Genomic DNA, 13,724 nt, shown 5'->3' with positions numbered 1-13,724 from the left:
AAAGAAGAATATGCAATTATTAAATACAGATATTAAAAATAAAGTTTTGGATTCTATGATCACTATAATTGGTCAGCGGAAAGCCGAAATTTTAGAAGCAAATAAAAAAGACCTTGAAGCTTTTAATCGTGATGATCAGGCTCTTTACGACCGATTAGTCGTAAATGACAAAAAGATTGAAGGTATGATTCAGGCGATTCAGGAAGTGCGTGATCAGGAGGATCCCGTAAGTCAGGAAATTTCAAACGTAACTTTAGACAGCGGTCTTAATATTGTGAATAAAACAGCGCCTTTTGGTACTATTTTGATCATTTATGAATCAAGACCTGACGTTACCATTGAAGCAGCCGTATTGGCCTTTAAAGCAAATAACAAAATCTTGCTTAAAGGTGGTAAGGAAGCCTATAACAGTAATGTTGTACTTGTAGATTGCTGGAAACAGGCATTACGCGAAAACAACCTGGATGAAGACTGGATCACAATGTTGCAGTTAAATCGCGAAGAGACACAGGAGTTCTTACGAAATCCGGATCAACCATTAGATCTTATCGTGCCACGCGGCGGCGAGCGTCTCATTGCTTTTGTTAAACAGCACGCTCAGTGTGCCGTCCTGGTGAGTGGTAGAGGAAATAATTTCCTATATGTTCACCCGGAAGCCGATTGGAAAAAGACAGTTGAAGTAATTATCAATGCGAAAACTGATAAAATCTCAGGTTGTAATGCGCTTGATAAGGTGCTTGTAGATAAAAACCTTCCTAGTTATGAATCAAGAATTCAGGAATTAAAAGATATTCTTGAAGCTAAAGGCGTGGAAGTCTTGGCTGATGCCAAATCTAAAGAGGTACTCAGCTCTAATACCGAAATTCCAAATGAGGATACCTGGTATGAAGAATTCCTGGCAATGAAAATTGTATTGGGAGCTGTTGACAATATCGACGAAGCTATTGCTAAGATTAATACCTATAGTGGTGGACACTCGAGTGCCATACTTACAGAGAACACAGAAGTAGCACAGTTTTTTATGGAAAATATTGACACTGCTGCTGTATATCACAATGCTTCAACCCGTTTTACAGACGGAGGTCAGATGGGTGTTGGCGCGGAATTAGCTATCAGTACAGATAAATTACATCATAGGGGACCTTTAGGTCTGAAGCAATTGGTGACAAATAAATACTATGTATATGGCGACGGTCACGTGCGTGTATAATTTTTAGAAATATTGCAAAATAAATAAGCCTTAAAATAGGTGTATATTATCAAAAGAGTCCGATTGTATCGGGCTCTTTTTGCGTTATAAACCACACATTACCATTCATAATACACTAAAAAATAGCCTGTTACAGTTTTTTCTTACAGGAATAAAGTTGTCTCATCGTCAAAATTGATTACTTTTACAGTTATAGGAATTGCCCCAAACTTCAATGAGTACATTTATAGATCGCTTATTTAACCATCGTGTTAAAAGTATCAATCAGGAGTTTTCTGTGGAAAATGAACACCCTGATTTTTTCAGTTACCTGCTTGGGCTAGGGACTGAAAGCGCGCGACTACTTATCTTGAAATCTAAGATTGAAAGTTTTCAATTCCCCGAAGAACCTTACCTAAAGAACTTATGTATTCTTCAGTTTTATCTGGATTTAGAGCGTTATCTGCTAATAAATGACTCCAGATTTATAAGTACCGAAGAGCAACTAAGAGCCGAAATTAAATTGAAGTTTCCCGAACATGGAAATTCAGATGCCTTTGCACCTTTATATCGCCAAGGAAAAGCTCAGGAAATTTGCCTTGCACAACTTTATATACTTATTATTCTTAAGAAATTTAGAGATGAGGATCCTGACCGCAAGGCAACTCAAATTCGAATTGAAGAATTAACCAAAAAGCTGCATAAGACCCCGAGCAACCAGACCTTGGTAGAGCAGATTAGTCTCTTTATAAGCATTAAAGAGGAATCTTTAGCCGTTCATAAGGAGTTTGGGCAGATCTTCGGGCAGGATTTTGTAGACTCTGTTTTTGCAGAAACGCAAAGCGATTTCAACATCTATTTTGAACGCATAGACGCGGTCTCCTGTATTTCAGATGTTATTCCACAATTGTTTTCCTCTTTATTAAGAGAAAATAATACTTCAACACTCTCTTTCCCAAATGTAACCGAAGAGCGTTCAGACCTTCCTATTGAGCCTGAAAAACCCGTTATCATTAATCAGGATGACGTACTCGAGAACTTATTAGATGGTTACTTACTATTTGATGAACACGGTACGATACTGCAATGCAATACACTTGGAGCTAAGATTTTTGAGCTTTCAAAAGAAGAGCTACTCAAACGGGATATTTTTGAACTATTTCCCGAATATGTCTCGCAAACCATAAGGCAGGATATTGCCCGACTTTATGAAAACTCCAAAAAAAGCGTCATCGGCCGCCGAATCGAAATCGATTTAATTGCGAAAAATGGGAAAAAAGAAACCTATGAGGTTTCCGCTAGTAACAATTACACAGCTCCCGTAGAAAGTTTCACGCTTTTACTGCGTAATATTTCTAAACGGAAAGACACGCTCAAAGCGCGCATCAGTGCCGAAAAAGCAGCAGAGGCTAAATCGACTTTTCTTTCTAATATGAGTCACGAAATACGAACACCACTTAACGTAATTCTGGGACTCTCTGAAATCATTTCTAAACACGGCATAGAAGACCCGGAAATTCTACAAAAAAACATTGAAGGAATTTCTTTTTCAGCCAAAAATTTATTGTCAATTGTTAATGACATTCTCGACTTTTCTAAAATTGAAGCCGGAAAACTATCGCTTCAGTCTATAGATTTTAATCTTCGGGAAGTAGTTTACAATCTGGCTAATGGGTTTGAAATTAAAGCCCGGGAGAAAGGGCTTTCCCTTTCGGCACATATTGACGAAGTGATACCTAATGTGGTAGTTGGTGATCAATTCAGACTTAATCAGATTCTTACCAACCTCATAGGAAATGCAATAAAATTTACACACCAGGGCTCTATCTCACTTAAGGTAGGACTCGATAGTGAAACGGATGAAGAACTACGCCTTAATTTTAAGGTTAAAGACACCGGGATAGGAATTCCTGAAGAGAAAATTCAAACGATTTTTGACAGTTTTTATCAGGTTGAAAGTCCGGAAAATGCCAAGATTAATGGAACCGGTTTGGGACTGGCGATTACCAAAGAATTGATAAATCTGAAAAAAGGAACGTTGACCGCGAGTAGCGAAGTAGGTAAAGGCTCTGAATTTTGCTTTAATGTGAGCTTTAAGAAGAGTAAACTGAAAAATCTTGATAACACTTCTCGTCCGAATCTTGCCAAAAATAAATCTCTTGAAGGCTTAAAAGTTCTTGTCGCCGAGGATAATAAGATGAATCAGTTTTACATCAAGCAATTGCTGAGCAGTCTGGGCGTTGAGGCTGATATTGCTGAAAATGGCGAACAAGCAGTAAAAATACACCAGAGTGGTAAGGTAGATTATGATCTGATTCTGATGGACATGCATATGCCCGTAATGAATGGTCTCGAAGCCATTGCTTCAATACGGCAGTCTAACAAAGACGCGATTAAAAAAGTACCCATCGTTGCCTGTTCTGCTGATGTTTTTCCTGAATCCCGAAAAAAAGCCATCAATGCCGGGATTGACTTTTATTTGACTAAACCCTTAAAAGAGGAAGCTTTAAAAGAAGTATTGTTTTGGCTTGTAGATGAGGATAAAAATAGTGAACCAGAAGTGGTACAAGAAAAATCCCCGTCAGGCTCTGATATCACGCAACAATCAAAATCTGTTGACATCGCGCATCTGCTTGATATTTTTGATAATGACAAAAAATTTGTAATCGCTCTCTTGGAAGTTTTTATCCAGGAAACTCCTGATGATCTTAAAAGTCTCCGCAAATGTGTAGAACAGGAGTATTATCTACAGGCCAGTACTACAGCACATAAGATGAAATCAAGTTTCATGAATCTGGGCATGACCAGACACGGCTATCATTTACAGCAGATAGAGAGCCTTATAAAGGACTCTTCAAAAGTAACAGAGGCCAAAAAGCACCTTAAGACTTTCGAAGATTTGTATACTCAAGCCCTGACGGAAGTAAATGTCAAACTTATTGAATTAAAAACGAAAAATAAATAAGTAATAATATTCTGATTTTCAGATTTATAGCAAAATATCAATACGCCTGACATCTCGTATTGTTAAATTTTTCTAAAAAAAATTCAATTCTGTTGTAACCTTTTCTTTGCTTGATACGTATAATGGGTATAATGCTCAATTAATACGTAAACGTCAATGAGACAACTCAAGATTACTAAACAGGTTACCAACAGGGAAACCGCTTCTTTAGACAAGTACCTTCAAGAAATAGGGAAAGTAGATCTTATTACAGCCGAAGACGAGGTAGAACTCGCTCAGCGCATCAAGGCCGGTGATCAACGTGCATTAGAAAAACTAACTAAAGCAAACTTGCGATTTGTGGTTTCGGTAGCAAAGCAATACCAGAATCAGGGTTTGACCTTACCTGATTTGATCAATGAAGGTAATTTGGGTTTAATTAAAGCTGCAAGACGTTTTGACGAGACCCGAGGTTTCAAATTTATCTCTTATGCGGTATGGTGGATCAGACAGTCTATCCTTCAGGCATTGGCAGAACAATCGCGTATTGTAAGACTTCCGCTTAACAAAATTGGTTCTATCAATAAAATCAATAAAACCTACGCCTTTTTAGAGCAGGCCAATCAAAGACCTCCAAGTCCTGAAGAGATCGCTAAAGAGCTTGACATGACCATTAACGATGTTAAGGAATCTTTGAAAAATGCCGGAAGACACGTAAGTATGGACGCTCCTTTAATAGATGGAGAAGATTCAAACCTGTATGATGTATTGCGTTCTGGCGAGTCGCCAAACCCCGATCGTGAGTTGATCACAGAATCACTTCGTACCGAAATAGAACGCGCTCTGGAGACGCTTACACCCCGTGAAGCTGATGTCGTTCGCTTATATTTCGGCCTTGGCAATCAACAACCTATGACTCTTGAAGAAATAGGAGAAACTTTTGAACTAACCCGCGAGCGCGTGCGTCAAATCAAAGAAAAAGCTATCCGTCGTTTGAAGCATACCTCACGTAGTAAAATTCTTAAAACTTATCTGGGCTAAGCGCTTTTTACAAGAATTCGTTAAAAATAAGGAGATAAGCAGGTTTTTTATTAAATTGCCTGCAACCCTAAAATAAAAATATTTAAAGCAACAACAGTTCATCATAACTGTTCGTTTTTTGATTGATGAATGAATCCCCGGCTGATTACCGGGGATTTTTTATTTCATAACTTTAGCTTATGTTTTATTATTTAATTTATCTCAGTGATTCTTCTAATTCAACTACACCAAATGCTATTCAAGATATTTTAGACAATGTTGCAGATTGGAATAAAGAATTGGATATTTCAGGGTTTCTAGTTTATCGAGATGGGAATTTTTTACAGCTTCTGGAAGGAAATAAAAACGAAGTTCTCGCATTATTTAGTAAAATAAAAAATGATAAAAGACATAAAAATGTCACCCAGATATTAGAAGATGAATCTGAGAATCGAATTTTTAGCGATTACGAATCTGGCTTTCTAGTGCCAAAAAACAAACTGGTTTTAGACAAACTGAATAATTATCTTTTAAATCTGAAACTTTTAGAAAATCAAAAAATCAACTCAACCATTTCTATTCTAGAGAATATTTTGGCCAAAATGCATTAATACTTTAAAACATATTAAATGAAACCTACATACCTAGCCCCTTCCCTACTCGCTGCAGATTTTGCAAACCTCGAGCGGGATATAAAAATGGTAAATGCCAGTGAAGCAGACTGGTTTCACGTAGATATTATGGATGGGGTTTTTGTGCCCAATATCTCTTTTGGAATGCCTGTTGTACAGGCTATTACCCGTCACGCTACCAAGGTCATTGATGTTCACCTGATGATTGTAGATCCCGATCGCTACATCCAGACTTTTGCTGATTTAGGTGCGACCCACCTTACGGTACACTATGAAGCCTGCACGCATTTACATCGAACGCTTCAGGCGATAAAAGCCGCAGGTATGAAAGCCGGTGTCGCTCTTAATCCTCATACACCCGTAGATCTTTTAAAAGACATTATTTCAGATATTGATATCGTGATCATTATGAGCGTAAACCCCGGTTTTGGGGGCCAAAGCTTTATAGAAAACACCTATAAAAAGATTAGATCCCTTAAAGAAATTATCATCACCCACAATGCCTCTACCCTAATTGAAATTGACGGCGGCGTGACCGATCAAAATGCGGCGAAACTAATAGATAGTGGTGCCGATGTTCTGGTTGCCGGAAGCTTTGTCTTCAAAGCTCAGGACCCTGTTGAAACCATCTCTCAGCTTAAGAAGCTTATTTCCTGACCTCTATCGCTCATCCCAAAAGGGCCTCGACGATTTTTCCGTTTAAAATTTTAAGATTAACTTACTGAATCTTAAGTCTTTTTAATTGAAAATCCTTGTTGCACCAGATTCCTTTAAAGAAAGTCTTAGCGCTTCTGAAGTAGCACGCGCTATTGCCTCAGGTATCGAAAGATGCTTACCACAGGCACAATGCAAACTACTCCCCTTCTCCGACGGCGGTGAGGGAGCCTTTGAGGTATTGGGTGCACTCAACCTTGGGAAGTGCATTGCTGTAGAAACTCAGGATCCCCTAGGCCGGGCACTTACAGCCCCTTATTTTGAATTTGCAGATTCAAAAACGGTATGGATTGAGCTTTCCCAGGCTTCAGGTCTTGCCCTGCTAAAACCCGAAGAACAAAACCCTTTAAACACCTCAACTTACGGTACCGGTTTACAAATACGTCACGCGCTTGAGCGGGGTAAAGAACATATAATTTTAGGCATAGGTGGCAGCGCGACTCATGATGTAGCTACGGGAATTTTTAATGCTTTGGGCGGAAAACTTCTGGATGCAAATGGAAATACACTTGATGCGAGCGGCGCTACACTTGAAAAGTGTAGAGCAATTAATGCCGAAAATCTCGTACCTGAATTAAAAAGCAGCCGATTTACTATTGCCTGTGATGTGCAAAACAAACTTACCGGAATACATGGTGCTGCATTTATCTATGCTGCGCAAAAAGGGGCTACGCCAGATATTATTGATCGGCTTGAACGCGCGACGGTTCGGTTTGGGACAATGCTGGAAAAAGAGACTGAGAAAAAAATTCTGGATCAGGAAGGTGGCGGTGCCGCCGGAGGTACGGCCGCAGGAATGCTTGCATTTACTGATGCAGAACTCAAAAATGGTTTTGATATTTTGGCAGAACTTACCGGACTTGAAGATCAAATAAAACAGGCAGACCTTATTATTACCGGTGAAGGGCGCACTGACGACCAGAGTACATTTGGCAAAGTACCTTTTAAGATTGCTGCCTTAGCACAAAAGCACCGAAAACCGGTATTGCTCTACTCGGGTGGTGTTACGGCTGATCCTCAGGTTTTAATGGACTGTGGTTTTACGGGAGCTTTTGCCATCAAAACCGAAGCTATGACTCTGGAGTACGCAAAGAAAAATGCAGCCCGGCTACTCAGTGATAAAGTTGCGCATACCCTTAAAGATTTTATTTGATATGGGTTTAGACCTTCTCTTTATTGGCATTGTTATTATTTGGATCATTATTGGCACCAGTTATTTGCGCTGGCATCCGTTTTTTGTGTTGCTTATAAGTGCTCTGGGACTGGCAATGCTGCTACAAACTCCTTTAATCGAAATCCCAAAAGTCATTTCTGTAGGTTTTGGAAACATGTTTCAAAACATAGGATTGCTTATTCTTTTTGGCTCTTTTATAGGCGCAGCGCTTGAAGCAACAAACGCGACTCAGGTTATCGCCCAGACTATTCTTAAGAAATTTCGCAGATTGCCGCTACCTTTTGTTGTAAGCGGATTGGGTTATATTGTTTCGATACCGGTTTTTTGTGATGCCGCATTTGTTATTTTGGCACCCTTGGCCAAAAAAATGGCGCTGGGAAATCGGCTTAAACGCAATGGTCTCACCATTGCGCTTTCAACCGGCTTGTTTTCTGCTCACGTCCTGGTGCCCCCCACCCCCGGACCTCTCGCAGCAGCTGCAAATTTACAGCTGAAAAATCTTTACGTACTTCTGCTTGGGGGTGGCTTCTTTGCTCTGATTCTTATGCTCATAGGGGGTTTCTATGCTTACTATTTGTTCCGGAAGGGAAAGTTTGAAGAAAGCTTAACAGAAATAGCAGCTCATACCACTCAGGAGCAGGAAACCCGTTCAAACTTAAATTTCAGTCTGGCTATTATTCCTCTCGCGTTACCCATTCTTCTTATGGCGTTTGCGGCATTTACTCCGTTTTTATCCGCAATAGCCGGTTTGTACTATGTGATTGTTGCCCTTGAATTTTTGGGTGACCCGGTTATCGCACTTTTAGTGGGTGTACTGACTGCTTTTTACCTGTGTTTCAAGCAAGACCTATCAATCAATGACGTTATTAAAAAAGGGATACAGCAGGCTGCACCTATACTATTGATTACCGCTATGGGAGGTGCGCTGGGAAGTGTAATCCAACAAGCTAACCTCACTCAGGGATTTGAGACTTTGCACTTTAATGCATCAATTGGTCTGGTGATTCCCTTTTTGCTTGCTGCAGTTCTCAAGTCTGCGCAGGGCTCATCAACAGTTGCGCTGATTACGGTCTCATCAATACTTTTGCCCCTGCTTCCTGCACTGGGTCTTGATTCAGAGACGGGAAAAGTCTGGGCCATATTAGCCATAGGAGCCGGATCTGTAACTGTTTCGCACGCCAATGATTCGTATTTCTGGATCGTAAGTCAGCTTGGGGAAATGAGTGTGAAAGAAGCCTATCGCACACATACTTTTGCTACCTTTTTACAAGGTGTTATCGGTTTTATTCTTTTGCTTTTGGCTTTTAATCTTCTAGGTGCATAGGAAGGAAAGAAAAAAAGGCAAACCAGCACTCAAATAATTAACCCGATACGCCCCCTACAGCTTACGAATTAATATAAATAGGAGTGTGATCTGCCATCCTTTTTTGAAATCACTTGACTGAAATTTTTCAAAGACTAATTATTTTTTCAGCCATTTCAAAGAACTAAAATACCAGGGATTATTTTATACGGAATTCCTCATTTTTTTCAAATTTTAACACATTAGCCTGCACTTTAACATTTCAGATTAAAAACTAAGCTCCTATAAAATTAAAGCCCGAAGCTTTAAAGCTTCGGGCCTCTCCCCCGAATTAAACAGCATTGGCTGCTACAATCTTAATTCTTCATTATCGTTTGACCACGATAAACTCAGATCTTCTATTTTCAGAATATTCCACTTCTGTACAATTAGCTCCTTTTTCGTTACAAATATTTATGGGACGGCTTTCGCCATAACCAATGGCACTTTCAATACGGTTTGCAGCAATTCCACGGCTTATAAGCCAGTCACGTGTGGCTTCTGCACGATTGGTTGACAATTCCTTATTAAAATAATCAGTACCTCGTTGATCTGTGTGTGACTCGATTTTTATAATCATATCAGGATACGCATTCATAACATCTACTACCTTTTGAAGCTGAATTGCCGCTACCGAATTGATATTGTATCGGTAATATTCAAAATAGATGGGATCAACCTTGATTTTTTCGACATCCCCATCTGTGGTAAATATTTCAGAGAGATCTTTGATTTTAAAATCGAGCAGCTTCATCGTTCTACCCGGTGTCACATCAGTATTTAAATTCAAACCATCTTTACTATAGCCTGCTTTGTGTGCCTCAATGGTATAGTTTGTTTCACAAAGAACTTCAAGCCGGTAAGCACCGTTTTCATCTGTTCGTACCTCACTAAATTTCTCATTTTCATTTATATATAGCGTAACGGTTGCATCTGCTAAGGGCTGCCGGGTTTCCAAATCGTAAACCGTTCCTGAAACAAATTGCTGGCAAAGCTCCAGATTGTAAGTAAACTCATAAATATCATCATCGCCTTTACCGCCTGCCCGATCCGATGAAAAATAACCCGTATTAGGTGTCTTACCTTCTACGTAGGCAAAATCATCTGCGTTGGTATTGATCACAGGACCCAAATTTATAGGAGTTCCATAAATACCGTCTTTATAAAAGGATTTGTACATATCAAGACCTCCAAAACCCACGTGGCCGGCAGAGCTGAAATACAAAACATCACCTTTAAAATAGGGAAAGAAATCATCTGTCGTACTGTTAAGTAACGGACCCAGATTTCTGGGTTTTGAAAACGTACCATCAGGATACACATCACACACATAAATGTCTGCCTTCCCGTAGCCTCCGGGCATATCTGAGGCAAAAAACAATTTTGACCCATCTTCAGTGAGGTATGGATGACCTGTAGAATACCCCTCAACATTAAAAGGAAGCAATTCTTTTACCGGCTTCTTTTTTGTAAGGTCAACCCGGTAAATTTTAAAATGATTGCGTTTATCTCCATCAAAGACCTTCTTTTTTCCACTTTGAAAACTGGAAGCATAATACATCGTTTTGCCATCTGCCGTGAAACATGCTGTAGCATCGTGATAAGGACTTTCAATCTGCTCATTAAATAATTGAGGATTTTGACCGGGGTTAGCTTCTGAAATCTGTAAACTGTATAAAGACAGGTAAGGCGTATAATCCCTGTCTGTGATTTCATTATCCGTTTTATTTCTTGATGACGAAAAAACAAATTGGTCTTCTAAAAAACTTCCACCAAAATCGGCATAAGCCGAATTAAATGCAGCATTCTTGACGGTATATAAGGTGTCATTCTTTATAAGTTCCTCAAAACGGTCGCGTTCTTCGTAATAAGCCGTCAGTTTTTCTTTAGTACTGTACTCTTTATAATAGCGTTCTACAATTGTATGCGCCTCATCATAACGTTTCAATCTTCTGAAAGAATCCAGATATTGATACCCCTGTCGCACGTTTAATTCGTGTGTTGGATCTTCGTACCACTTTTTATAAGCCTCGTTAGCTTTTTGATACTCCTTTAAATTGTAATACGTATCACCTATACGCATCCAGGTTAAAGTTGCTACATCTTTGGCCTCTGCAAGGTACTCCTCATAAGCTTTAGCCGCATCAACATACCTGAATGTGTCGTGCAACTGGTTTGCCTCTTCCAGCTTTTTTTGACTAAAACCGGCAGTACTTAAAATCAGGGTTAAAAAAAACAAATAGATCTTCATAGTCTGTCGTTTGGGTTTTAAAAGAATCTGGGTGAATAAGTGGCACCGCGTTTACGGGCCAAAGAAAATTTAATCAGCAACTCGTGACTACCGTCGTTATATTGATTAAAATCTGAGGTATTGTATTCATAGGCATAACCTATAAAAATCGAATCGGTAATTTGAAAACCGGCCAGCGCTCCTACCGAAGCATCCATACTATAAGCCAAACCCAGTGTTAGTTTCTCGTATAATAGAAAATTTGCAGAAAGATTAGTACGCAAGGGTGCCCCTTGCACGTAATCAAATAACACTGCGGGCTTAAACCTGGTTCTACTGCCGATGTCAAAAATATATCCACCGATTAAAAAAATACTCATCTCTTCGGTCTCCACACGGGTATCTTCCTCATCAAAATATTCCTGCGAAAAGAAATTAGGGGTAGATAACCCCAAATACCATTTATCAGTATACAGGTAGGTTCCGGCTCCCAAAACTCCCAAAAACTCGTTATCAATATTATTCATAAACGCGGGGTCATTTGGATTTTCGTAGATACCCTTGGTAAAATCAACATTGAGCACTCTAAAGCCTGCTTTGAGACCAAAAGCGAGATAGGTATCAACCCCAACCTGAAAGGAATAGGAAAAATTACCATCTATTTTCACATCTTCTATTGGCCCTAACACATCTCGGGTGATATTGAGTCCCAGCCCCACGTTATAAGTGACTGGACTCTCAAACCCCACATTATTAGTTTCCGGAGCCCCATCTATACCCGTAAGCTGTGCTTTATAGTCAGCTGTTATATTGAAATAATCAGTAGAACCCACATAAGCCGGATTAATAGTCATTGTATTGTACATATACTGCGTGTAGTTTGGGTTTTGCTGTGCGAAAACCTCAAAGACATAGCTGAAAAAAGCCAGTATTAGCAGTATGATGGTTTTAATTTTAAAAATCATAATTATCGCTTTTTGAAGTTTTTTAGTTTGCCAGATACAACCAACCTTTGAGTGTACGTCCTCCGTTTATCTCCAGTACATAATAATAAGTGCCACTAGGGAGACCTTTTGAGGTATTGAAACCTGTAGTTACGTTGGCAATACCATCCCAATCATTCTTGTAGTTTACACTTGAGAAAACCTTTTGCCCTACACGATTAAAAATCAATAAAGTATTTTCAGGATACTGCTCAAGACAGCGTATTTTAAACAAGTCATTTATATCGTCACCATTTGGTGAAAACTCATTAAAGACCATTAGACAATCCGGGTTAAGGTCAACTTCAGCTAGATTGTTATCAGCATCTAAATCCAGAGGGTAAGAATTAATAATACGCGCTCGATTCAGATAATTTTCGCCATCCTTTACGCGTGCCGAAACCGTCAATACGGCACTGTCGTTTGCTGCAAGTTCTGGTATTAGCCAAATTCCTGTAGAGGAGTTATAGGTTCCTATTGAAGTTTGGAAACTCACCAACTCCAGATCTGACGGAAGCTTGTCTTCAACCTCTATAAGACTGATACTCACAGAACCATTATTCTGAACGGTCACGGTATAAACCACGGTCTCACCTATTGCAGGCATATCGTTATCTACGGTTTTGGTAACTATTAAGTCTGAACAGGCTACCGGAATAACTTCTAGGGAAGCCGGAGTATCGAGAATACATCCTGCACCCGCTTCATAACTTACCGAAACGCTTTCATTACCCGGAATATCCCAAATCACGACCACAAAATTATCTGTGGCTGAACCTCCCGAAATCACATTACCTGATGCGGATACCTGCCAATTGTAGTTATTCATACCTGACTGCGTTGTATAGGTAACTTCGGCCCCGAGACAGGGAGCATTTACAGAAGCACTAATCGTTGGAGTAACCGGGTTAGTCAATGTAACTGTGACTGCGAAGCGAGCATCAACCTCAACTCCCAGTACTACCAAAGCGGCATAATAAATTTTTCCATCTTCCAGCAGGGTATCGTCTAGAAGCACATTACCTCCTGTTGCTGCATCATACCAGATTACGGTATCCTGATCGAGTTCCAAATCTGCTACCACAGCTGCTTCGCTAATACAGAAAGCCTGTTGCGGGTTTCCGGTTGCAATTGCAGTTTGAATCGTGAGTTCGTTTGTAGTAACATCAGAACTGGAATTTCCAAAATTATCAGTAGCCGTAGCCATCACATCGTAAGTGCCATCAGCAAGCGGACTCGGGATTGTCAGCGTCCAGGTGTTATCACCGTTGTCAACTAAATTTCCGTCACCTTCGGTATAAGTAACTCCGGCTACAACCACTACCAAATCATCAGCAGAGTCAGCAGTTCCGGTGATTGTTGGAGTGTTGTCATTCGTTACCAAAGGATCTACCGTTGGAACCGTAGGTGGCGTAGTATCAATCGTAAGTTCATCAACTGTAGCATCAGTTGAAACATTACTGACAGCATCAGTGGCTGTAGCTACTACATCGTAA

Annotated in this window: 10 protein-coding genes; 7 read left to right on the top strand and 3 right to left on the bottom strand. The window is 39.8% G+C overall.

Annotated features, from left to right (window positions below):
* Nucleotides 1-10: 10 nt before the first annotated feature.
* From CJ305_RS10050 to CJ305_RS10020, 7 genes are all read left to right on the top strand, one after another.
* On the top strand, nucleotides 11-1,210 hold the full coding sequence (locus tag CJ305_RS10050) for a glutamate-5-semialdehyde dehydrogenase (RefSeq protein WP_099646133.1): 1,200 nt from the start codon (nucleotides 11-13) through the stop codon (nucleotides 1,208-1,210).
* Between the two features lie 214 nt (nucleotides 1,211-1,424).
* A complete protein-coding gene (locus CJ305_RS10045; protein ID WP_099646132.1) occupies nucleotides 1,425-4,154 on the top strand; it encodes an ATP-binding protein in 2,730 nt (909 codons plus the stop codon).
* A gap of 156 nt (nucleotides 4,155-4,310) precedes the next feature.
* A complete protein-coding gene (locus CJ305_RS10040; protein WP_099646131.1) occupies nucleotides 4,311-5,174 on the top strand; it encodes a sigma-70 family RNA polymerase sigma factor in 864 nt (287 codons plus the stop codon).
* 179 nt (nucleotides 5,175-5,353) lie between these two features.
* A complete protein-coding gene (locus tag CJ305_RS10035) occupies nucleotides 5,354-5,764 on the top strand; it encodes a BLUF domain-containing protein (protein WP_099646130.1) in 411 nt (136 codons plus the stop codon).
* Between the two features lie 18 nt (nucleotides 5,765-5,782).
* Complete coding sequence (gene rpe, locus CJ305_RS10030; RefSeq protein ID WP_099646129.1) at nucleotides 5,783-6,442, top strand: ribulose-phosphate 3-epimerase; 660 nt, start codon at nucleotides 5,783-5,785, stop codon at nucleotides 6,440-6,442.
* Between the two features lie 85 nt (nucleotides 6,443-6,527).
* Nucleotides 6,528-7,652 carry a glycerate kinase gene (locus CJ305_RS10025; protein WP_099646128.1) on the top strand — a complete coding sequence of 375 codons (1,125 nt, stop codon included), beginning with the start codon at nucleotides 6,528-6,530 and terminating at the stop codon, nucleotides 7,650-7,652.
* A 1-nt stretch (nucleotide 7,653) separates the two neighbouring features.
* Entirely contained in the window at nucleotides 7,654-8,997 is a 1,344-nt protein-coding gene (locus tag CJ305_RS10020; RefSeq protein ID WP_099646127.1) for a GntP family permease, read from the top strand.
* A gap of 346 nt (nucleotides 8,998-9,343) precedes the next feature.
* On the opposite strand, the gene CJ305_RS10015 is transcribed toward CJ305_RS10020, so the two are convergent.
* The 3 genes from CJ305_RS10015 to CJ305_RS19830 are packed head-to-tail and all read right to left on the bottom strand — an operon-like array spanning nucleotide 9,344 to nucleotide 13,612.
* Nucleotides 9,344-11,266 (bottom strand): OmpA family protein, encoded by a 1,923-nt coding sequence (locus CJ305_RS10015; protein ID WP_099646126.1) that lies wholly within the window; start codon nucleotides 11,264-11,266, stop codon nucleotides 9,344-9,346.
* Between the two features lie 17 nt (nucleotides 11,267-11,283).
* Nucleotides 11,284-12,210 (bottom strand): PorP/SprF family type IX secretion system membrane protein, encoded by a 927-nt coding sequence (locus tag CJ305_RS10010; RefSeq protein WP_223248851.1) that lies wholly within the window; start codon nucleotides 12,208-12,210, stop codon nucleotides 11,284-11,286.
* 22 nt (nucleotides 12,211-12,232) lie between these two features.
* Entirely contained in the window at nucleotides 12,233-13,612 is a 1,380-nt protein-coding gene (locus tag CJ305_RS19830) for a T9SS type B sorting domain-containing protein (RefSeq protein WP_099646125.1), read from the bottom strand.
* Nucleotides 13,613-13,724: the final 112 nt, after the last annotated feature.

It is taken from the genome of Leeuwenhoekiella nanhaiensis (genome assembly GCF_002744755.1).
Classification (GTDB): Bacteria; Bacteroidota; Bacteroidia; order Flavobacteriales; family Flavobacteriaceae; genus Leeuwenhoekiella; species Leeuwenhoekiella nanhaiensis.
This window is presented reverse-complemented; position numbering and strand designations above follow the sequence as displayed.